Below are 20,029 nucleotides of genomic sequence, written 5' to 3' on the forward strand. Positions count from 1 at the left end.
CCGGCAGTGCATGAGCGACGTGCAGGACGAGCTGCTGCGGACGCTGACCAAAGTCGCGAACGCCTTGCGCAGCGCCCAGATCCCGTTCGCCCTGACCGGTGGATGCGCCGGTTATGCGCGCGGTGGTCCGGCGAGTGAACACGACGTGGATCTGCTGGTGCGTGAACAGGACGCGACCGAGGCGGTCCGCGTCCTCGTGCAGCGCGGACTCAGAGCCGCGGAACCGCCGGAGGACTGGCTGCTGAAGGTCTACGACGGCGACTCGCTGGTGGACCTGCTGTTCCGGCCCAACGAACGTCCCGTCACCGACGAGGTGCTGGCGATGGCCGAGGAGATGCCGGTCGGGTCCGTGATGCTGCCGGTGATGCCCGCGACGTTCGTGCTGAGCAGCAAGTTGCTGGTGCTGGACGGGCATCGGTGCGACTTCAGCGAGCTGCTGCCGTTCGCGCGTGCGTTGCGCGAACAGATCGACTGGGAACACGTGCGCGAGGAGACCAAGCATTCGCCGTACGCGGAGGCGTTCCTGGTGCTCATCGAACGGCTGGAGATCATCGGGAGGGGCAATGGAATCCGAGCAGTACCTCGCGGCAAACCTGCGTAGGGCGGTCGCGGAGGACCCCAGAACGGCGGAGCTCGGCGTGCGGGTCACCGTTCGTGGTGATCACGTGATGCTCTCCGGCGACGTGGCGTGCGCGGATCGGCGCATTGCCCTCGAAGAGGTGCTGCACGAGGCCGCGCCCCAGCTCACGATCTTCAACGACGTGCGCGTGACGCCGGCGGGTGAACCGGAGGGTGAGGAGGACCTGCGATGATCCGGATCGCGGCGGTCGGGGACGTGCACCTCGGCGAGGACATGCGCGGCAGGCTCCGGCCGGCACTCGACAAGGTTGGTGAGCACGCGGACGTCCTGCTGCTGGCGGGTGACCTGACCCGGCACGGCACGGTCGCGGAAGCCCAGGTGGTCGCGGACGAGTTCGCGGACCTGGCGGTGCCCGTCGTCGCTGTGCTGGGCAACCACGACCATCAGGACGACAAGCCGCTTGAAGTCACCAAGACGTTGCAGGACAAGGGCATTCACGTCCTGGAGGGCTCGACCTTCCAAGCCGAGATCAACGGCTGCACGCTCGGTGTCGCGGGCGTGAAGGGGTTCGGCGGCGGGTTCGCGGGCAAGTGCGGGAGTGCGTTCGGCGAGCGCGAGATGAAGGCGTTCATCCAGCACACGTGCGACATCGCGGAGACACTCGAGCAGGCTCTGTCCGAACTGGACACCGACATCAAGGTCGCGCTGACCCACTACGCGCCGGTGCCGGACACGTTGCGCGGCGAGCCACCGGAGATCTATCCGTTCCTCGGCTCGTACCTGCTCGGCGAGGCCATCGACGCGACGGGCACGCATCTCGCCGTGCACGGCCACGCGCACTTCGGCACCGAGCAGGGCATGACACCGGGCGGGGTGCGGGTGCGCAACGTCGCGCAGCCGATCATCCGGTCCGCCTACACCGTCTACGTGATGGAAGGTGCTGCTGTATGACCGTCGGCGACTTCATCGTCGAGCGTCTGCGCGACTGGGGCGTCAAGCAGGTGTTCGCGTATCCCGGCGACGGCATCAACGGGATCGTGGCCGCGTTCGGCAAGGCGGACAACGACCCCGCGTTCATCCAGACTCGGCACGAGGAGATGGCCGCGTTCGCCGCGGTGGGCTTCGCGAAGTTCAGCGGCGACGTCGGGGTGTGCCTGGCGACGTCCGGGCCCGGCGCGATCCACCTGCTGAACGGCTTGTACGACGCGAAGCTCGACCACGTCCCGGTCGTCGCGATCGTCGGCCAGACCGCCCGCACCGCGCAGGGCGGCAGCTACCAGCAGGAAGTCGACCTGCACTCGTTGTTCCGCGACGTGGCTTCGTTCCTGATCGACGTCAACGTGCCAGAGCAGTTGCCGAACGCGCTGGACCGGGCGATGCGCACCGCCGCGGCCGACCGCGCGCCGGCCGTGCTGATCATCCCGAACGACGTGCAGGAGCAGGACTACGAGGCGCCCAAGCACGAGTTCAAGTACATCCCGTCGAGTCCGCCCTCGCGGCCTTCTTCCTGTGTCGTACCGGCGAACGACGAGGTGCGCCGCGCGGCCGACGTGCTGAACACCGGCGAGAAGGTCGCGATCCTGATCGGCCAGGGTGCTCGTGGCGCGGCCTCTGAGGTCCGCGAGGTCGCCGAGATGCTCGGTGCCGGGGTGGCGAAAGCGTTGCTGGGCAAGGACGTGCTGCCGGACGACCTGCCGTACGTGACCGGGTCGATCGGGCTGCTGGGCACCCGTCCGTCGTACGAGATGATGCGCGACTGCGACCGGTTGCTGATCGTCGGCTCGAACTTCCCGTACTCCCAGTACCTGCCGAAGTTCGGCAAGGCCCGCGGAGTGCAGATCGACGTCGACGGCCGTGCGATCGGCATGCGCTACCCGACCGAGGTCAACCTGGTCGGCGACGCGCGGGAGACGTTGCGCGCGCTGATCCCGTTGCTGGAGCGCAAGAACGACCGCTCGTGGCGGCACACGATCGAGGCGAACGTCGAACGCTGGTGGGAGGTCGTGGAGAAGCAGGCCTCGGTGCCCGCCGACCCGGTCAACCCGATGCTGATCGTGTCCGAGCTGTCGAAACGCCTGCCCGCCAACGCGATCGTCACGGCGGACTCGGGTTCCGCCACGAACTGGTACGCGCGCTTGCTGCGGATCCACGGCAACGTGCGGTCGTCGTTGTCCGGCACGCTGGCCACGATGGGTTGCGCTGTCCCGTACGCGCTCGGCGCTGCGTACGCCCAGCCCAAACGCCCGTTGATCGCGCTGGTCGGCGACGGCGCGATGCAGATGAACGGCATGGCGGAGTTGTTGACGCTCAAGCGTTACGGCGTCCGGTGCGTCGTGTGCGTGTTCCACAACAACGACCTCAACCAGGTCACGTGGGAGCTGCGCGCGATGGGCGGAGCGCCGAAGTTCGAGGAGTCGCAAACGCTTCCGGACATCTCGTACGCGGACTACGCGCGCTCGATCGGCCTGCAGGGCATCGAGGTGGACAAGCCGGACCAGCTGGGCCCGGCCTGGGAGACGGCGCTGGCGTCGGACGGCACTGTCGTGCTCGACGTGCGCTGCGACCCGAACGTGCCGCCGATCCCGCCGCACGCCACGTTCGACCAGATCAAGGACATGACCGAGGCGGTGCTGCGCGGCGATCCCGACGCGTGGGGCCTGATGAGCCGCGGTATCAAAACCAAGATCCAGGAGTTGCTGCCGTGAAACTGGGCTATTTCCTCTCGTCCGAAGAACACGGGCCGCGCGACCTGGTCCGCCACGCGCGCATGGCTCAGGACCACGGCTTCGAGTCGCTGTGGATCTCGGACCACTACCACCCGTGGAACGACGAGCAGGGCCAGTCGCCGTTCGTGTGGGGCACGATCGGTGCGCTCTCCGAGGCCGTGTCGGTGCCGATCACGACCGCTGTCACGTGCCCGATCGTCCGCATCCACCCGGCCGTGATCGCCCAGGCGGCAGCCACGGCGGCCGTGCAGTGCGAGGGCCGCTTCGTGCTCGGCGTGGGCAGCGGGGAGGCGTTGAACGAACACGTTCTCGGCGACCGCTGGCCGTCCGCCGACGTGCGGCTGGAGATGCTGGAGGAGGCGATCGGCCTCATCCGCACGCTGCACCAGGGCGACGAGGTCACGCACCACGGCAAGCACTACACGGTCGAGAACGCCCGCGTGTACACCGTGCCGGAACGCCCGGTGCCGATCTACGTCTCGGCGTTCGGTCCCAAGGCGGTCAAGCTCGCGGCGAAGTCCGGCGACGGCTACATCTGCGTCGGTCCGGCGGGTGACCTGGTGAAGCAGTACCGGTCCGAGGGTGGACGTGGACCGGCCCAGAGCGGGTTGAAGGTCTGCTACGCCGAGTCCGAAGAGGACGGTGTCAGGACCGCACACCGGTTGTGGCCCAACGACGGCCTGCCCGGCGAGCTGGCCCAGGTGCTGCCGACGCCGAAGCACTTCGAGCAGGCGTCCGAGCTCGTCACCCCGGAGATGATCGGGGAGTCGATCCCGTGCGGCCCGGACCCGGAGAAGTACGCGGCGAAGGTGCGGGAGTTCGCCGAGGCCGGGTTCGACGAGCTGTACGTGCAGCAGATCGGCACGAACCAGCAGGAGTTCTTCCAGTTCTGGGCCAAGGAAGTCGTGCCGCTGCTCGATGTTTAACCACTGATGCGCAGGGCACCCGGTCCTATGAGGAGATTCCTGCGCGAGCACAGCCTGACGCTCGTTTTCGGCGGGCTGTTCCTCGCCGCGCTGGTCGGTCAGTTCTTCGCCGGCCACGCCGACTTCAACGAGCGTCAGGCTGCGCTCGGACAGCCGCTGCTCTCCCTCGGGCAGTACCTGTTCTCCGCAGACTTCCTGGTCGACGTCGCGGAGAACTGGCAGTCCGAGTACCTGCAGTTCTTCCTGTACGTCACGGCCACCGTCTGGCTGATCCAGCGAGGTTCACCCGAGTCGAAACCGGCGGACAAAGTCGGCCGTGGCACTGAGAAGGACCAGCAGATCGGCCAGTACGCGACCGAGTCGTCACCGAAGTGGGCACGTGCGGGCGGCTGGCGCACCGCGGTGTTCTCGAGGTCGCTCGGCACGGCGATGCTGGTGCTGTTCCTGTTCTCCTGGACCACGCAGTGGATCGCGGGCTGGTACGCCAACAACTCCGACCCGCTGGCCGAGAAGACGGGCCTGGGCGAGTACTTCTTCAGCTCCGACTTCTGGAACCGGTCGCTGCAGAACTGGCAGTCCGAGTTCCTCGCCATCGCCTCGATGGCGATCCTCAGCGTCTACCTGCGCCAGCGCGGTTCGTCCGAGTCGAAGCCGGTCGGCGCCGCGCACTCGGTGAGCGACGAGTCAGGCTAGTGCTGGCGGTTACAGCCCTAGTTCCACCCACTGCCGGCGCCACTCGGGCGGATCGAACTTCTGACCGTAGTACCGGGTGTCGCGCACGATCCGGCCGTCGTGGTCGAGCTCCCACGCGACGACGACGTGCCACACCTCGTCGCCGTAGTCGTTGACACCCTCCACGATCCAGAACAGCCCGGAGCCCGTCACGCGTCTCAGCGCGATGGTGGGTGGCTTCGGGAACGCCTCCTGCATCGAGCGCATGGCGTCCCGGCCGCGGATGGTCTCGCCGGACTGCGGCATCTCCATCACGTAGTCCGGCGACCGCAGCTCGTACTCGGACAGCGGGTCGAGGTCGCCGAACATCAGCTCGACGCCCTTGCGCATCGCGTCCGCGTCATCGTGTGTGACGGCGCGGCGGAACAGCTCCAGGACGTGGTTCATCACCGGAGTCTGCTCCGCCGCGCCGCACAAGGCAGCGCGACCACCTTCTCGGGCCGTCGACCGCCGCCCTAGGCGAGGATCTCGCCGACCGTGCCGGCACCCACGGTCTTGCCGCCCTCGCGAATCGCGAATCCGAGCCCGGTGTCCATCGCCACCGCCTTGCCCAGCTCCACCGTGACCTCGACGGTGTCCCCTGGCAGCGCCAGCGTCCTGTCGAGCTCGACCACCCCGACGACGTCGCCGGTGCGGAAGTGGAACTGCGGCCGGTAGTTCGAGGCGATGCCCGTGTGCCTGCCACCCTCGGCGTGCGAGAGCAGGTACACCGACGCGCGGAACTTCGTGTGCGGCGCCACGCTGCCCGGCAGGGCCAGCACCTGGCCGCGCCGGACCTCGCCGCGCTTCACCCCGCGCAGCAGCACCGCGGCGTTGTCTCCCGCCTGGGCCTGCTGCATCGGCTTGCCGAACGTCTCGATGCCCGTGGCGACCGAGGTCACCGCGGAACCGAGCCCGATCACCTCGACCTGGTCGCCCAGGCCCAGCACACCGCGCTCCACCGCACCGGTCACGACCGTGCCGCGACCGGTGATCGTCATGACGTTCTCGATGGGCATCAGGAACGGTCCGGACAGGTCGCGGTCGGGCACCGGCACGTGCTCGTCCACGGCCTCCAGCAGCCGCACGACGGAAGCAGTCCACTCCGGGTCTCCTTGCAGCGCACGAAGACCGGACACGCGGACCACCGGCGTGGCGTCGCCGTCGAAGCCGTAGCGGGAGAGCAGGTCGCGGATCTCCAGCTCCACCAGGTCGAGCAGCTCCGGGTCGCTCACCGCGTCGGCCTTGTTCAGCGCCACCACCACGTACGGCACACCGACCCGGTGCGCCAGCACGACGTGCTCGCGCGTCTGGGGCATGGTGCCGTCCTCGGCGGACACGACCAGGATCGCGCCGTCCAGCTGCGCCGCACCCGTGATCATGTTCTTCACGTAGTCGGCGTGGCCGGGCATGTCGACGTGCGCGTAGTGACGCGTGGGCGTCTCGTACTCGACGTGCGCGATGTTGATCGTGATGCCGCGGGCGAGCTCCTCCGGGGCGCGGTCGATGCGGTCGAACGCGGTGAAGGTGGTGCCCGACGGGTCCTTTTCGGACAGAACCTTGGTGATGGCGGCCGTCAGCGTGGTCTTGCCGTGGTCGACGTGACCCATGGTGCCGATGTTGAGGTGCGGCTTGGCGCGCACGAACTCCTGCTTCATTTCCTTTGTCCTCGAAGGCGCAGCTGGGATTTCCAAGACCGATCGACCGCTACCACCCTCCTCCAGCGGTCCTGGGGAGGGGACTGGAGAAGGGTCAGATTCGAGCGCCGGCCAGCTGTGCCGAGGCAACGGCGAGCGCGCCCGCAGGAACACCTGCGAACGTGTTGTGCTCAGCCGTCAGGAACATGCGCCGATCATGACAGGCCTAAAGATCCGTTGTCACGTCGTTTTCCGTGCCCTCTTCCGCCAGCCGGATCAGAGCCCGTGCGGCCGGGCTGTGCGGGCCCGACGTGCGCCATGCGAACGACAGCTGGCCCCGTGGCGAGGGGTCGGTGATCCGCACGGCGTGCAGCCCGCCGGCCATCGACGACGCCAGGATCGCCGGCCCGAGCCCGCGCTGGGCCAGCGTGATCACCATCGGCGGCGCGGACGCCTCCAGCGCGATCCGTGGCTGTCGTCCACCACAGGCCGCGTCCAACGCCCCGCGCAACCCGGTTCCCGGCGGCAGGCAGATCAACCCGCGCGTCAGCAGCTCGTCCACCGTGACGGATTCCCTGCCGTACCAGGGATCGCCGGCTGCAACGGCGGCGACCAGCGGTTCATCAGCCAGCACCCGCACCGACAGCCCGTCCGGAACGGCACCGGCGTACCCGATCAGGGCGAAGTCCAGCTGACCGTCCAAAAGGGACGATATCAGCGCGTCGGAGTTGGCCTCCGTCAACGTGATCTCCACGTCCGGGTACGAGGCGTGGAACGACGACAGCAGCTCCGGCAGGTCCATGATCCCGCACGACACGACCATCCCGACGCGCACGACCCCGCGCACCAGCCCGGCCATCTCCTCGACGGTCCGCCGAGCCGACTCCACCGACAGCAATGCCGCCCGCGCCAACGGCAACACGGCTGCCCCGACGTCGGTCACCGTCACGCTGCGCCCGGACCGGTCCAGCAGGTCGTGCCCGAGCTCCCGCTCAAGCCGCCGGATCTGCGCGCTCACCCCGGGCTGCGCGACGTGCACCCGTTCCGCGGCTCGCGTGAACGAGGCCTCCTCCGCGACCGCGACGAAGTACTCCAGCTGCCGAAGCTCCATAACCAACGATTATAGACAGCAGCACAACTAGATCTTGGACTTATAACCGCAGCGCAACCATGCTTGAAGCATGCAGAAGTTCCTTCCTGGCGACACCGGCTACGACGACGAACGCAGCGGCTTCCAGACCGGACTGCGCCACGAACCCCAGGTCATCTTCGCCGTGGAGACCGCTCACGACGTCGAAGAAGCCGTCCAGTACGCCAGCGAAAACGGCCTCGAGTACGCAGTCCAGACGACCGGACACGGCCTGACCACGACCACCAACGGCGTCCTCATCTCCACCAAGCGCATGAACAAGGTCGAGATCGACCCGCAGACCAAGATCGCCAGGGTCGAGGCGGGCGCGGTCTGGCAGCAGGTCGTCGAGGCGGCCGCTCCGCACGGCCTCGCCCCGCTCAGCGGCGACGCGAGCGACGTGGGCGTCGTCGGCTACACCCTCGGCGGCGGCTACAGCGTGCTGGCCAGGGAGTTCGGCTTCGCGAGCGACCGCGTCCGCCAGACCGAGAAGGTCGGCGACGTCATCACCGCGCTCGAGTTCGAACTGCTGGAGATCGGCCAGGTCCACGCGGGCGAGATGTACTTCGACGCCGAGCACGCGGAGCAGGTGTTCGAGGCCTTCCACCAGTGGGACCTGCCGGACCACGTCACACCAGCTCTCACCACCATCTCGTTCCCCGACATCCCGGTCTTGCCCGAACCGCTCAGGGGCCGTGACGTCGTCCGCCTGACCTTCGCGAGCACGCGACCGTTCGAGGTCGACCACCTCCGCGTGGCCCCGAGGCTCCTCGAGGAGTTCGGCGAGAAGCCCTTCGCGGCGACCGCCGGCAAGCCACTCCCACCGCACACCTACCAAGGAGACAACGTCCTGCTGAGCGACCTCCCGCTCGACGTACTTCAGCGCGTCCGTGCGAAAGCCGCGAACTCGGACGTGCCGGTCTTCCTCGGCGTCAACCCGCTCGGCGGTGCTCTCAAAGGTGACGCCAGGTATGTGGTCAAGCTGATCTCGCCGCGGCTCGGCGTGGAGAAGCTGCACGCCGAGGTGTTCGAAGAAGTCAGGCCGTTCGTGATCGGCACCGCGCGGAACTTCCGGTACGCCGTAGGCTGACCCGCATGACCCGAGTGGTTCTCGTGGAGGACCACGACATGGTCGCCGAAGCGATCGGCCTGGCCCTGGAGCGCGCCGGGATCGAGGTGATCGCCCGCGCGACCACGGTCGCGACCGCGCTCGCGGACAGTCGCCGCGGCACGCCCGACGTCGTCCTCCTCGACCGCAGACTGCCCGACGGCGACGGCACGGCGCTGATCCCCGAGCTGGTGAAGGGCGGCGCGAAGGTGCTGGTGCTGACCGGCGAGGCCACCGCGTCGGTCGCCGCCCGCGTCGCCGAGGCAGGCGGATCCGGGCTGATCCTCAAGTCCGCGCGGCTGGACGAGCTGGTCGACGCGGTCCGCAAGGTCGCGGACGGCGAGGTGGTGTTCGACCCGAAGCTGCTGGCGGGCGTGTTCGACCGGCTGACCGGCAGGGTCAGGGTCGCCGGGGCGACGCTCACCGCGCGTGAGCAGGAGACGTTGCTGCTGCTCGCGGACGGCGCGGGCACCGACCAGATCTCCACCAGGCTCGGCGTGGCCCGCAACACCGCGCGCAACCACGTCCAGCGCGTGCTCGACAAGCTCGGCGCCCGGTCGCAGCTGGAAGCGGTGACCATCGCCCGCCGCGAGGGCCTGCTCGACTGATGCAGCTGCACTAGACGAGCTGGTGGTCCTGCGTCTGCACTCGGCGCGATCACGGGTGCACTGTGCTTTGGTGACCACGAGCTCGCTTTCCGAAGCGGTGTTCTCCTTGCCGGAGGAGGACCATCGCGGCGGTGTCGCGCTGGCTCGTGCGTTCGCTCGCCGCACCGCGATGAACTTCGGCTTCCGCGGCAACCACGACGACGTCGTGCTGGTCGTCAACGAGCTCACCACCAACGCCGTCTGCCACGGCGGCGGCCAGCCTTTCGTGCGGATCGTCGGTGGTGAGAACCGCGTGCTGGTCGAGGTCACGGACGACGAGGCAGCGCATCCCGAGCTGAGGTCCGGTGGCTGGGGGCTGCAGCTCGTCGCCCGGCTCGCCGAGGCGTGGGGTGTGACAGAACGTGCAGGTCAGAAGGTCGTCTGGTGTGAGTTGACGGCCTGACCACCATGATGAGGCCGTGCAACCGGACTGGCAGGACAGCGATCTCTTCCGCCTGCTCGTGCTCGGCGTGCGCGACTACGGCATCTTCATGCTCGACCCCGGCGGGCACATCGTGAGCTGGAACGCCGGTGCCGAGCGGATCAAGGGATGGGCCGCCGAGGAGATCATCGGACGGCACTTCTCCACGTTCTACCCGCCGGAGGACGTCCGCGCGGGCAAGCCGGAATGGGAGCTGCGGGTCGCGAAGGCAGAGGGCGCGCTCGAGGACGAGGGCTGGCGGGTCCGCAAGGACGGCACGAGGTTCTGGGCGAACGTGATCATCACGGCCCTCTACGACGACACCGGCGAGCTGCGCGGGTTCGGCAAGGTCACCCGGGACATGACCGAACGGCGGCGGGCGGAACAACAGCTCACGGACCGGCGCCGGCTGCTCGCCCACCTCGTCGAGGCTCAGGAAAAGGAACGGCAGCGCATCGCGTGGGACGTCCACGACGACACGATCCAGGCCATGGTCGCGGTCGACATGCGGTTGCAGCTGCTCGCCCGCAAGCTCCCGGACGAGCACCGCGACACCGTGGACCAGCTCGACGGCGCGGTCCGGTCCGCCATCAGCAGGCTGCGCAACCTGGTGTTCCGCGTCCGGCCGCCAGGGATCGAGCGGCAGGGGCTGCGGGACTCGCTGGCGGCTTACCTCGGCGACACCGCCATGCCGGCCGACATCGAGTACTCGCTCGAGCGGGAACCCGGCGACGACGCGGCCATCACGATCTTCCGCATCTGCCAGGAGGCGTTGACCAACGTCCGCAAGCACGCGCGGGCCTCGTCCGTGGTGATCTCTTTGTCCACTGTGGACCGAGGATTTCTGGTGCGGGTGGTCGACGACGGCGCCGGAATCCCCGATCTCGACCCGAACGCCGGGCACTTCGGCCTGATCGAGATGCGGGAACGCGCGGAGGCCGGGGGTGGTTGGTGCACGGTGAGCGCTGCGGAGAGCGGTGGCACGGTGGTGGAGTTCTGGCTCCCGGACGTGAGGCCTTGATGGTGAGAGTGCTGATCGCCGACGACGATCCCCTGATCAGGGACGTGCTGCGGGACGTGCTCGACGAGGAGCCGGACCTGGAGGTCGTCGCCGTCGCGTCGGACGCCCGCGAGGCCGTTGAACTGGCCGAACTGCACTCGCCGTCGGTCGTCGTGCTGGACGTGCGGATGGGTCACGGCGGTGGTGCGCGCGCGGCGACGGAGATCCTGCAACGGGCTCCCGGCACGCGCATCGTCGCGTTCTCCGCCTACACCGACGTGGGGGCCGTGGACGAGATGCGCCGCGCCGGGGTGACGGAGTACCTGGCCAAGGGCGTGCGCAACACCGAGCTGGTCGACGTCGTCCGGCGGCTGGGCGAGCAATAGGTTGTGATGTGGGAGCATCGGCCGTAACGTCGAGAAGGTAGCCGGGTTCAGCAGCGTGCTCGGAGTCCGGGTTTCGCGCGCTTTCGGCCACCGGGGGTGTGCTGGTGAAAGAAGATCAGTTGAAGGAATCGCCGCTGCTCACGGTGAGAGCCACCGAGGTCGCCGGAGTGGTGGTCGTGGCAGTCGAAGGCGAGATCGACGTCGACACCGCCGACGTCGTGCTGGACGCGCTGCGGCTCGGCTTCTCCTCGGGTGGCCCCGCGCTGGTCGCGGATCTCACTCTGGTCAGCTTCTTCGGTTCGACCGGCATCTCCACCTTGATCACGGCCCACGAGGATGCCGAAGAGCAGGGCATCGGATTCCACGTCGTGGCACCACAGCGCGCGGTGCGGAGACCGTTGCAGGTCACGGGAGTCGCCGACGTCCTGTCGCTGCACGACTCCGTCGACGAGGCGTTGTCCGCGCTGAAACCGGTGCCCAGCGAGTAGGCACCGGTTTTCCACGCTGGGTTCAGCCGGCGAGCTCTACCAGTTTCGGCACGACCTCGTCCGGGTGCGGCATTTCCGCGATCTCCGCGGCGATCTTCGCGACTGCGACGCGCACGTCGTTGTCCTGCAACAGTTTGCGGGCCAGTTCGTACGTGGCGTCCGGGGTGAACTGCTCGCCGGTGAGTTGTGCGCCGAGCCTCGCGTTCTCGACGATCTCCGCGTTGCGGAACTGGTCGGCGCCCTGCGGCAGCACGAGCTGGGGCACGCCGTGCGCCATCGCGGCCACCGTGGTGCCCGCGCCGCCGTGGTGCACGGCGAGATCTGCGTGCGCGAGCAGATCCGCCTGAGGCACCCACGGCAGGACGTGCACGTTGGCCGGTACGTCCTCGACCATCGACGCCTCGACCAGTGGCCCGGTGGCGACCAGCACTTCCGCGTCCAAATGCGACAGGCCGGCGATCGCGGTCCTGATGAGCTCGATTCCGGCGAATGCCGTGCCGAACGTCAGGTACACGAGTGGCCTGCGGTGTTCACTCACCCAATCGGGTAATTCTCCGGGCTCCGCGAACGGGATCGGCCGCAGTGGAATCCGCTGCACGTCCGAGAGAAAGCCCAGGTCCTGCAAGGATGGCGGAAAGACGTCGAGATAGGGCGATCCGAGTCCGTAATGATGCCCATCCGGCAAAGCGATGCCGAGTTCGTTCAAGTATTCCCGCAGTCGCTCGCGCATGGCCTCCGGGACGAGCGTTTCGTCCATTCTGCCGAACCCGTGGCAGACGACCGGAATTCCCGCCTGCATCGCCGCGATGCCGGCGCCGGGGTTGATGATCTCGAAAACGACCAGGTCAGGCTTCTCCCGCTCCAGCACGGGAGCCAGGTCCTGGGCGTACTTGCGCGGCAGCAGTGAGCCGAACGCGTCGACCGCGGTCTGCCTCAGCATCGTCCGCTCGAACTCCGCCGTACCGTGCTTCGAGTTCGCCTGCTTGAACGCCTGCCAGATGCTCATACCCGCTTCGACGGCGGTGAAACCCAGCTTTCGCGCCAATCCCAGAAACTCCTGGTCGACGGCGTAGAGAACCTCGTGTCCCTGCTCGCGGGCGGCGGTCGCGAGCGGGAGTAATGGGTACATGTGTCCGTGCGAGCCTAAGCTCGAGAAGAGAATGCGCACTGATCCACGATAGGTGCTTTTCATTTCCTCGGGGTGAGGTCTTCCCACACCGCCGCGATCTCCGACGGTGCGGGCATCGCGGCGATCTCGTCCCGGACCTCCGATGCGGCCCGCTGCAACTTGGCGTCCTCGATGAGCTGGGTGAGCAGCTCCGGCGTGACCGCCCTGGGCTGTGCGCTGAGCCCCGCCCGACGGGTGGTGATCGCGCTCGCGTGCACCGTGCGGTCGCCAGGCCCCGGCTCGACCAGCTGCGGCACACCGGCCGCGAGCGCGCTGAGCAGCGTGCCCGCGCCGCCGTGGTGCACGATGCCGTCGCAGAACGGCAGCACCCGCGGGATCGGCACCCACCCGACCGTTTTCACGTTGTCCGGCAAGCCTTCCAGGCGTTCCGGCCGGACGAGCACGAACTCGGCGTCGACGTGCTCGGCCGCCTTGGTCACCGCCGCCATCATCCGGCCAGAGCCAGGTCCGGGCGCCGTGCTGCGGCTGACCAGGATGCGCGGCTTGCCGGAGGGTTCGGCGAGCCACCGCGGGACGTCACCGTCGCCGCTGTAGGCGACGAACCTCATCCGGTCCCCGCCGGGGAACGTGGCCAGGCTCGGCGGCGCGGTGCGCAGAACCGTTGCGGGAGAACGCACTTCGGCCTTCATCCGGGCGCCGACCGCCTTGGTGAGCTCCAGGCCGTCGAACAGCGACACGTCGTGGACGATCGAGGGCACGTCCAGCGCTGATCCGGCGGCCGCGAGCGGTTCGTGCACCACGACGTCCGGCTTCCAGCCGCGGGCAAACGCTTGCAGCGGCTTGGTCATGGCGTCGCCGACCGTGCCGAAGAGCCGTGACACGAAGTCCAGCCTGCCGCTGCCCCGCATTTCCCTCTTGGCCACCAAGGGATGCGTCACCATGATGCGCAACGCGATCGGTCCGAAGCGGACGTTCGCCGGGACGACGTCCTCGACGTGCAGACCGGAGTCGCGAACCCGCAGAGCCTCACCGCCGGTCGCGACCACGACCTCGTGGCCGGCGTCGCGCAACGCCAATGCCAGCGGCATCAACGGAAACACGTGACCGAGCAGAGGTGCGGCAACCACGAGAACACGCATACCGCCAGGCTAACCCCGTCAGGGCTCGACCAGCCGTCGAACGGCGTCCTCCACGGTCTGCCGCCGCACCACGTGGTCCGAGCTGTCCGCCGGAGCGTTCGACCACATCGACGCGATCGCCAGCACCAGCACCAGCACCTGCTCGGCCGAGAACCGCCGCGACACCAGTCCTCGGTCCTGCGCCTGCCGGATGGCGTCGATCTCGGCGGACCGGCTGATTCGTCCCGGCCGCTCCAGCCGGTGCCAGGTCGCGAGCCGGGCGAACTCCGGGTGTTCGTGCTGCCGGTCGTACAACCTGGCCGCGTACCCGGCCAGGTCAGCAGCGTCGAACTGCACGAACGCCGCGTCCACGACCTCGGACTGCACCGCGTCGAACAGCTCTTCCTTGCCGCCGTAGTAGGTGTAGGCGAGGCCGGCGGAGCACCCGGCGATGCGGGCGATGCGTTCCATCCGCGCGCCACCGATTCCGTAGGCCGCGAACTCGACGAACGCGGCGTCCAGCAAGCGGCGGCGGGTCTGTTCCCGGTCGCGGCTGCGCATGCGAATCAGGCTATGACGAAGGGCCGCACTCCCTGAAGAGTGCGGCCCGAGTACCGGAACAGCTTCGCTTGAACTACTTCGCCATGTCGAACCAGTTGAAGCCCTCGACCATCTGCCGCGTGGTGTCGCTGAGGTAGCGCGGGCCGGTGAGCTCCCAGCGGTCGACCCACGTGTAGGTGCCCGGCTCCTGCGACTCGTCCTCGGCGGTGTTCTTGTCGTCCGAGGCCGGCGAGTACTGCAGGAAGTGGCGCTTGGTCAGGGTGACGTCGAGCGCCTCGTAGGCGGACTGGGTGTTCAGGTAGTCGCCGTCGCCGTGGTCACCCGCGCGGCCGGGGTCGGCCAGCTTCAGCTTGATGGTGTTGCCGCCGAAGGAACCGGTGGCGGACACGACCGTGACGATGTGGCCGCCGGTGCGCTGCAGGGTGTCGCTCAGCGGACCGTTCTTGTAGCGGCCGTACACGAGCTGCAGCGGGCCCTCGTTCAGCTTGCGGGCGACGTCGCCCGCGAAGTCCGTGCTGTCGAGCGTGCTGACGACGCCACGGGAGGTCTGCCAGCCGGCGTCACGGGCGAGCTTGGTGGCGGAGTCCCACGCGGTGCGCAGGTTCGTCAGGTTGGTGGAGCCGTTGTACTTCGCGTCAGCGCCGATCCGGTAGATCGAGCCGGTGACGAGGTCGTAGTCGGAGGCCTTCATGGGGTCGATCCACCCGACCTTCGTGGGCCCCCAGCCGACCGGCGCGCCCTTCACGTGCCCCCAGTAGTGCAGGACGTTGTACAACGACGCCGGGCCGCAGTAGGCGTTGCCGTTGTTGTCGAGGTCGGTGCGGAACTGGTCCACATCGCTCACGCCGCACTTGCGGACGGTGAAGTCCGGACCGGTGAGGTCGGAGGCGGTCACGCACGGCGCCGGGGTGCCGATGATGTCGGCGGAGGCCATCGGAGCGAACGCGGTGGCGAGGGTGGCGGTGGCAGCGGCGGCGATCAGAGCGTTGCGGATCATTTCGGTGTCCCCTTCTTGTGTTCCCCTGTGGTGACACAAGATTCGCCGAGGTGAACCCCCAAAGGCATGAGGGACGATCCCTCAACGTTCCGCCGCGAAAGATGGGTGTATCAGGGCCACCCCCACGCCGCTCCGTATCAGGCGAGGACCCGGGAGAGGTCCCTGCGACCTGCGATGCCGAGTTTCGTGTAGATGCGGCCGAGATGATTCTCGACCGTCTTCGGCGTCACGAACAGCTCCTGCGCGATCTCCCGGTTCGCCCGGCCCGCCGCGGCCAGGTCGGCCACCCTGCGCTCGGACGCCGTGAGCGACTCGGCCCCCACGACCAGCTGCCTGCGCGGCCGGTCGCCGAGGGCTTCCAACGCCTCGACGGCCCTCGCGCGCAGCACTGCCGAGCCGCACTCGCCCGCGAGATCGATGGCCCGGTGCAGGTGCTCACGCGCGTCCGAACGCCGGCGCGCGACCCGCAGCGCCTCGCCCAGGTCGACCAGGGACCGGGCGAGCTCCAGGCGTGACGGCGAGGTTTCCAGCACGCTGACGGACTCCGTCAGCAGCTCCAGCCGTGAGTCGGCGCAGGCGTGAGCGAGGAGTCTCAGAGCCGCGCCGACCTCGGTCGCCGCGCCCCACTTCTTCGCGATGCCGAGCTGCTCCGAGGCCAGCTCCGCAGCCGGTTCGCCGAGCTGCAGCAACGCCCGCACGGCCACCCCGCGCCACGGGATCGTCGGCGGATCCACCTGGATCGCGGCCATCGCGTCGCGCTGCCGGTACGCCTCTTCGAGCGCTCCCTGGGCGTTGCCCCTGGCCAGCGCGATCAGGCCGCGCACCTCGTGCAGCCAGATCGTCGGCATCATCGGGGCGGGGTCTTCGAGGTCGAACCTGTCCATCACGGCCTGGGCCGCGTCGACGTCGCCGCGCTCGAGTGCCGCGTAGGCCGCGAAGTGCGTGGAGGTGGCCCTGAGGCCGATCACCTGCGACACCGGGTCTTCCTGGGCGATGGCCGCCAGCGCGCCCTCCGCCTCGGCCTCGACGATCTGCATGTTGCCGCAACGCCAGTTCAGGAACTGCGAGGCGTTGGTGACCATCGCGAACTCGACCGGCGACCCGTGCGTGCGCACCTTCAAGCGCGCGCGTTCGATCTCACGCCGTGCGACGTCCACGCCGTCCGCAGCCATCAACGCCAGCAACGCGACGAGCCACGCCACCATCGCGTCGGTGCTGCCCGTGGCGTCGTCGAGGTACGCGCCGTTGGCCAACGCACGAGTCGCGGTCGCCCTCACCTCGTCGTGCGGCCACACCTCGTAGCGGCCCATCTGCGCGAGGAGGCCGAGCAGCGTGCGTTCGTCGGGTGTGCTGCCCGCGAGGTTCGCGTACGCGCTGAGGTGCGTGGACGCGGTCTGCCGTTGGTCGGGGAGGAACGACCGGAACACCGCGAGCCGTGCTTCCAGGTGCAGTCGTGACTCGCCGTCGGGCCGGGCCGCGATGGCCTCGGTCAGCTCCTCGATGGCGGCTTGGGGACCTTCCAACGCGGCCGTGGCCGATGCCGCGGCTGCCACGAGTTCGGCGTCCGGCAGTCCCGCGGCGGCGGCCTTCAGGTGGTGGTGCGCCTTGATCGCGTCGCCGGTCCGCAGCAGCGCCCGGCCCAGTTCGGCCCGTAGCGCGGCATCGTTCGGACGTTCGTCCACGGCTCGTTGGAGATGCGCGGCGGCGGTGTGCGGGTCTCCGGCGGCCAACAGCTGCGACGCGGCCTTGCGCAGCACCTCGGCGGCGTTCGGGAGTGTCCCTTTAGGAGCGTGGATGAGGTGCGCGGCCACCCGATCGGCCGGCGCGTGCGTCTCCCACAACGCTTTCGCGGCTTTGGCGTGCAGCGAGGCGCGCGCGATCGGCCCGAGACCGGTCAGCACCGCCTCACGCACAACGGGATGCACGAACTCCAGGTGATCGCCGGTGACGATCACGTTCGCGGCCGTGAGCGCCTCGACCGCGTTCGGCAGGTCGTCGACGCCCGCGAGAGCTGCGGCCTGCCACGGATCGGCGTGCGACCCGAGGACGGCGATCGCACCCGCGAGTGCCACGGCGTCCGCGGGGAGCCTGCCGAGCGTGGCGCGGAAGACCGTGCTGGGCCCGAGCCCGCCGATCTTCGTCGCCGTTTCCGCCGCTTCGAGCGGCAGCCCGAGGGCGTTGAGCTCGTCGACCAGCACCTCGGTGAGGAACGGGTTGCCGCCGCTCGCCGCGTGCAGCGCCTTGACGACCTCGGGATGGCCTTCGACGAGCTCTTCGAGGGCCTTGGTGGTGAGCGGCCGGGGCAGCAACCGGTCCGCCGACACGCTGAGCTGGGCGAGCGGTCCGGAGTTGTCGGCCGGCCGGGTCGCGACCACCAGCGCGATCGGCAGGTCCGCGATCCGGCGCGACAGGTAGACGAGGAACTGCAGCGACGACAGGTCGGCCCAGTGCGCGTCGTCGACCGTGATCAGCAGCGGGCGGGTGGAGGAGAGGTCCACCGCGACCCACCACAACGAGTGCAACGTGCGGGCGAGCTCGGCCTCGCTCGGATCCAGCGCCGCGTCGTCGAGTGCCTTGAGCGCGGCGCCGGACGGCCCGGCCAGGATCTTCTCCCGGATCTCACCCGAGTACCGCGACACCGACCGCTCGACCAGCTGCCGGACGACGCCCCACGCCATGGCGCTCTCCAGGGCGTCGCCCACCGCTTGCAGACGACCGAATCCACGCTGTTTGGCCAGCTCACGGCACTCGTGCACGAGCCTGGTCTTGCCGATGCCCGCACGACCCTCGATGACGACGACACGACCCTCACCACGGGTGGCTGCGTCGAGAGCTTCACGGATGTGCGCGATCTCGGAGTCACGTTCAAGTGGTTCGCGCACGAATTGATCGTAGCGGCCGTTCGGCGGGCTACATGCTGGTCATCGACACCGCATCCGGGCGACTTGATGCTCCATTGGTGTGAACGTCAGTTCACGCACGCGTCCTGGACCGCCCCGTTGCCGGCGAACTGGTTCTCGACGAACGCCTTCGCCACCCCCGGATTGACGGCCAGATAGGCCGGCCCGTTGTTGAGGATCGTCGCCTCGGTCGGCAGGGTCGCCGCCTGGATCTTGACCGGGCCCTGGAACCGCTGGGCGAACTCCACCACGTCCCACCCGGCGTCGACCTTGATCGTCTTGCTGATCTCGCGGGCGAACGGGAGTGCGTTGTCCTTGGTGATCTTCGCGGCGAGTCCGGTGAGGAACGCCTGGTGGCGCCTGGTCCGGTCCACGTCACCGTTGGGCAGGTCGTGACGCTGACGCAGGAACGCGAGCGCCTGGTCACCCGAGATGGTCGACTTGCCCGCGGGCAGGTCGACGCCGCTGTACTCCTCCTTCGCCGGTGCGGTCAGGCACACCTCGACGCCGCCGACGATCTGCGCGATCCTGCCGAACTCGGACATCTTGATCGCGGCGTAGTGGTCGACCTTCGTGCCGGTCAGCGTCTCGACGGCGGCGGTCAGCTTCTTCGGATCCTGCGCGTACAGGCTGTAGAGCTGGTCGTCGCCGACCTTCACGTTTCGCGGCAAGGACACGACGCTCACGGAGCTGTCCGCGTTGAAATGCGCGTACACGAGCGCGTCCGTGTTGCCGACCTCGTCCATGCCGAGCAGCAGCACGTTCGCAGCGCTGACGGGTGCTGCTGGGCTCGTGGCCGGCGCCGCGTCGGTCTTCTTGATGGCCGTCGGGATGATGAAAGCCGCGGCAGCAGCGGCCACGGTCAGCGTCGCGACGCCGACGATCAGCCCGAACGGCTTGCGGGCCTTGCGCTTGTGCAGTTCGGCCAGCACGGTCCGGGAGTTGACGCGCTCCTCGGCCTCCGCGGCGATGGCCGAGCGGATCAGGTCGTTCATGACTGCACCCCCAGGGTGGCGGACCGGGCGATTTCGTGGGCGCGCAACGTCTGCAGCGCGCGAGAGAGTTGGCTGCGCACGGTCGATTCCGCGCAGTCGAGCACATGTGCGATCTCCGCGTCGGAGTAGTCCTCGTAGTACCGCATCACCAACGCCGCACGTTGCTTGCGCGGCAACACGGCAATCCGTGCGCGCATGGCCTCGCGTTCGGCATGCGCGTCGGCCGGGTCGGCCTCGGACGGCACGTGTTTCGCGAGCTCACTGCGCTCGACGGCGATCTCTCGTGCCGCCCTGCGGTGCCGCCACGACAGGTAGTCGTTGGTCACCATGCGCTTCACGTAGAGATAGGGAGCGTCCATCGCTCCGATGCGTTCCCACTTGTTCTGCGCGCGCATGAGCACGTTCTGCACGATGTCCTGCGCCAGGTGTTTGTCGCAGGTGATCGCCGTGGCGTACCCCAACAGCCGGTCGAGCCGCTCAGCGACGAACTGGTCGAACCCCACGCCGCCCCCTTCGTTGTCCGTGAACTCCTACGGCTCGGGAAACCCCCTCAAGGCCGTGCGACGCTGC

The 20,029-nt window shown here is 68.7% G+C and carries 22 protein-coding genes; 12 read left to right on the plus strand and 10 right to left on the minus strand.

Translation table 11 applies throughout. The features are described from left to right. Positions 1-10: 10 nt before the first annotated feature. The 6 genes from UK23_RS25390 to UK23_RS25415 are packed head-to-tail and all read left to right on the plus strand — an operon-like array spanning position 11 to position 4,925. Positions 11-601 carry a nucleotidyltransferase domain-containing protein gene (locus tag UK23_RS25390; RefSeq protein ID WP_045314140.1) on the plus strand — a complete coding sequence of 197 codons (591 nt, stop codon included), beginning with the start codon at positions 11-13 and terminating at the stop codon, positions 599-601. Then, on the plus strand, positions 564-812 hold the full coding sequence (locus UK23_RS25395) for a BON domain-containing protein (protein ID WP_045314141.1): 249 nt from the start codon (positions 564-566) through the stop codon (positions 810-812). Before UK23_RS25390 ends, UK23_RS25395 begins: the two co-directional genes overlap by 38 nt. Beyond that, on the plus strand, positions 809-1,531 hold the full coding sequence (locus UK23_RS25400; protein ID WP_045314142.1) for a metallophosphoesterase family protein: 723 nt from the start codon (positions 809-811) through the stop codon (positions 1,529-1,531). The genes UK23_RS25395 and UK23_RS25400 overlap by 4 nt, the downstream gene beginning before the upstream one ends. Then, positions 1,528-3,285 carry a thiamine pyrophosphate-requiring protein gene (locus UK23_RS25405; RefSeq protein ID WP_045314143.1) on the plus strand — a complete coding sequence of 586 codons (1,758 nt, stop codon included), beginning with the start codon at positions 1,528-1,530 and terminating at the stop codon, positions 3,283-3,285. The genes UK23_RS25400 and UK23_RS25405 overlap by 4 nt, the downstream gene beginning before the upstream one ends. Continuing rightward, positions 3,282-4,232, plus strand: a complete 951-nt coding sequence (locus tag UK23_RS25410; RefSeq protein ID WP_045314144.1) for a TIGR03557 family F420-dependent LLM class oxidoreductase — start codon at positions 3,282-3,284, stop codon at positions 4,230-4,232. The genes UK23_RS25405 and UK23_RS25410 overlap by 4 nt, the downstream gene beginning before the upstream one ends. Positions 4,233-4,259: 27 nt before the next feature. Continuing rightward, entirely contained in the window at positions 4,260-4,925 is a 666-nt protein-coding gene (locus UK23_RS25415; protein WP_045314145.1) for a DUF6766 family protein, read from the plus strand. Positions 4,926-4,934: 9 nt separating this feature from the next. Here UK23_RS25415 and UK23_RS25420 read toward each other — a convergent pair whose 3' ends face one another. From UK23_RS25420 to UK23_RS25430, 3 genes are all read right to left on the minus strand, one after another. Continuing rightward, positions 4,935-5,351, minus strand: coding sequence for a hypothetical protein (locus UK23_RS25420; protein ID WP_052685029.1), 417 nt, complete (start codon positions 5,349-5,351; stop codon positions 4,935-4,937). Positions 5,352-5,419: 68 nt separating this feature from the next. Further along, the gene (gene tuf / locus UK23_RS25425) at positions 5,420-6,601 is read right to left on the minus strand and encodes an elongation factor Tu (protein WP_045314146.1); all 1,182 of its coding nucleotides are present in this window, start codon (positions 6,599-6,601) and stop codon (positions 5,420-5,422) included. A 205-nt stretch (positions 6,602-6,806) separates the two neighbouring features. Next, complete coding sequence (locus UK23_RS25430) at positions 6,807-7,691, minus strand: LysR family transcriptional regulator (RefSeq protein ID WP_045314147.1); 885 nt, start codon at positions 7,689-7,691, stop codon at positions 6,807-6,809. Between the two features lie 70 nt (positions 7,692-7,761). Here UK23_RS25430 and UK23_RS25435 point away from each other — a divergent pair, with 70 nt between their 5' ends. The 6 genes from UK23_RS25435 to UK23_RS25460 all read left to right on the plus strand — a co-directional run bounded on the left by UK23_RS25435 (position 7,762) and on the right by UK23_RS25460 (position 11,759). Beyond that, positions 7,762-8,799 carry an FAD-binding oxidoreductase gene (locus UK23_RS25435; RefSeq protein ID WP_045314148.1) on the plus strand — a complete coding sequence of 346 codons (1,038 nt, stop codon included), beginning with the start codon at positions 7,762-7,764 and terminating at the stop codon, positions 8,797-8,799. A 5-nt stretch (positions 8,800-8,804) separates the two neighbouring features. Next, positions 8,805-9,425 carry a response regulator transcription factor gene (locus UK23_RS25440; protein ID WP_045314149.1) on the plus strand — a complete coding sequence of 207 codons (621 nt, stop codon included), beginning with the start codon at positions 8,805-8,807 and terminating at the stop codon, positions 9,423-9,425. A 70-nt stretch (positions 9,426-9,495) separates the two neighbouring features. Further along, entirely contained in the window at positions 9,496-9,867 is a 372-nt protein-coding gene (locus tag UK23_RS52920) for an ATP-binding protein (RefSeq protein WP_196777886.1), read from the plus strand. 16 nt (positions 9,868-9,883) lie between these two features. After that, positions 9,884-10,906 (plus strand): PAS domain-containing sensor histidine kinase, encoded by a 1,023-nt coding sequence (locus UK23_RS25450; protein ID WP_045314150.1) that lies wholly within the window; start codon positions 9,884-9,886, stop codon positions 10,904-10,906. Beyond that, the gene (locus tag UK23_RS25455; RefSeq protein ID WP_045314151.1) at positions 10,906-11,271 is read left to right on the plus strand and encodes a response regulator; all 366 of its coding nucleotides are present in this window, start codon (positions 10,906-10,908) and stop codon (positions 11,269-11,271) included. Before UK23_RS25450 ends, UK23_RS25455 begins: the two co-directional genes overlap by 1 nt. Before the next feature lie 104 nt (positions 11,272-11,375). After that, positions 11,376-11,759 (plus strand): STAS domain-containing protein, encoded by a 384-nt coding sequence (locus UK23_RS25460; RefSeq protein WP_196777885.1) that lies wholly within the window; start codon positions 11,376-11,378, stop codon positions 11,757-11,759. Positions 11,760-11,781: 22 nt separating this feature from the next. Here UK23_RS25460 and UK23_RS25465 read toward each other — a convergent pair whose 3' ends face one another. The 7 genes from UK23_RS25465 to UK23_RS25495 all read right to left on the minus strand — a co-directional run bounded on the left by UK23_RS25465 (position 11,782) and on the right by UK23_RS25495 (position 19,962). Next, the gene (locus tag UK23_RS25465; RefSeq protein WP_231114664.1) at positions 11,782-12,888 is read right to left on the minus strand and encodes a glycosyltransferase; all 1,107 of its coding nucleotides are present in this window, start codon (positions 12,886-12,888) and stop codon (positions 11,782-11,784) included. A 59-nt stretch (positions 12,889-12,947) separates the two neighbouring features. Then, on the minus strand, positions 12,948-14,027 hold the full coding sequence (locus UK23_RS25470; protein WP_045314153.1) for a nucleotide disphospho-sugar-binding domain-containing protein: 1,080 nt from the start codon (positions 14,025-14,027) through the stop codon (positions 12,948-12,950). Positions 14,028-14,045: 18 nt separating this feature from the next. Then, positions 14,046-14,567, minus strand: a complete 522-nt coding sequence (locus UK23_RS25475) for a TetR/AcrR family transcriptional regulator (protein ID WP_045314154.1) — start codon at positions 14,565-14,567, stop codon at positions 14,046-14,048. Between the two features lie 73 nt (positions 14,568-14,640). Continuing rightward, entirely contained in the window at positions 14,641-15,564 is a 924-nt protein-coding gene (locus tag UK23_RS25480) for a hypothetical protein (RefSeq protein WP_045314155.1), read from the minus strand. Between the two features lie 137 nt (positions 15,565-15,701). Beyond that, on the minus strand, positions 15,702-18,446 hold the full coding sequence (locus tag UK23_RS25485; RefSeq protein ID WP_045314156.1) for a helix-turn-helix transcriptional regulator: 2,745 nt from the start codon (positions 18,444-18,446) through the stop codon (positions 15,702-15,704). A gap of 86 nt (positions 18,447-18,532) precedes the next feature. Beyond that, entirely contained in the window at positions 18,533-19,459 is a 927-nt protein-coding gene (locus UK23_RS48915; RefSeq protein ID WP_052685032.1) for an LCP family protein, read from the minus strand. Continuing rightward, entirely contained in the window at positions 19,456-19,962 is a 507-nt protein-coding gene (locus UK23_RS25495; protein WP_045314157.1) for a SigE family RNA polymerase sigma factor, read from the minus strand. The genes UK23_RS48915 and UK23_RS25495 overlap by 4 nt, the downstream gene beginning before the upstream one ends. Positions 19,963-20,029 lie beyond the last annotated feature (67 nt).

The sequence above is a fragment of the Lentzea aerocolonigenes genome (genome assembly GCF_000955955.1).
In the GTDB taxonomy this organism is placed as follows: Bacteria; Actinomycetota; Actinomycetes; order Mycobacteriales; family Pseudonocardiaceae; genus Lentzea; species Lentzea aerocolonigenes_A.

Coding starts and splice junctions, on each gene's coding strand:
- UK23_RS25480 (WP_045314155.1), bottom strand. CDS start 15,564: ATGATCCGCAACGCTCTGATCGCCGCCGCTGCCACCGCCACCCTCGCC.
- UK23_RS25455 (WP_045314151.1), top strand. CDS start 10,906: ATGGTGAGAGTGCTGATCGCCGACGACGATCCCCTGATCAGGGACGTG.
- UK23_RS25400 (WP_045314142.1), top strand. CDS start 809: ATGATCCGGATCGCGGCGGTCGGGGACGTGCACCTCGGCGAGGACATG.
- UK23_RS48915 (WP_052685032.1), bottom strand. CDS start 19,459: ATGAACGACCTGATCCGCTCGGCCATCGCCGCGGAGGCCGAGGAGCGC.
- UK23_RS25395 (WP_045314141.1), top strand. CDS start 564: ATGGAATCCGAGCAGTACCTCGCGGCAAACCTGCGTAGGGCGGTCGCG.
- tuf (WP_045314146.1), bottom strand. CDS start 6,601: ATGAAGCAGGAGTTCGTGCGCGCCAAGCCGCACCTCAACATCGGCACC.
- UK23_RS25415 (WP_045314145.1), top strand. CDS start 4,260: ATGAGGAGATTCCTGCGCGAGCACAGCCTGACGCTCGTTTTCGGCGGG.
- UK23_RS25435 (WP_045314148.1), top strand. CDS start 7,762: ATGCAGAAGTTCCTTCCTGGCGACACCGGCTACGACGACGAACGCAGC.
- UK23_RS25390 (WP_045314140.1), top strand. CDS start 11: ATGAGCGACGTGCAGGACGAGCTGCTGCGGACGCTGACCAAAGTCGCG.
- UK23_RS25405 (WP_045314143.1), top strand. CDS start 1,528: ATGACCGTCGGCGACTTCATCGTCGAGCGTCTGCGCGACTGGGGCGTC.
- UK23_RS25440 (WP_045314149.1), top strand. CDS start 8,805: ATGACCCGAGTGGTTCTCGTGGAGGACCACGACATGGTCGCCGAAGCG.
- UK23_RS25465 (WP_231114664.1), bottom strand. CDS start 12,888: ATGTACCCATTACTCCCGCTCGCGACCGCCGCCCGCGAGCAGGGACAC.
- UK23_RS25430 (WP_045314147.1), bottom strand. CDS start 7,691: ATGGAGCTTCGGCAGCTGGAGTACTTCGTCGCGGTCGCGGAGGAGGCC.
- UK23_RS25475 (WP_045314154.1), bottom strand. CDS start 14,567: ATGCGCAGCCGCGACCGGGAACAGACCCGCCGCCGCTTGCTGGACGCC.
- UK23_RS25470 (WP_045314153.1), bottom strand. CDS start 14,027: ATGCGTGTTCTCGTGGTTGCCGCACCTCTGCTCGGTCACGTGTTTCCG.
- UK23_RS25420 (WP_052685029.1), bottom strand. CDS start 5,351: ATGAACCACGTCCTGGAGCTGTTCCGCCGCGCCGTCACACACGATGAC.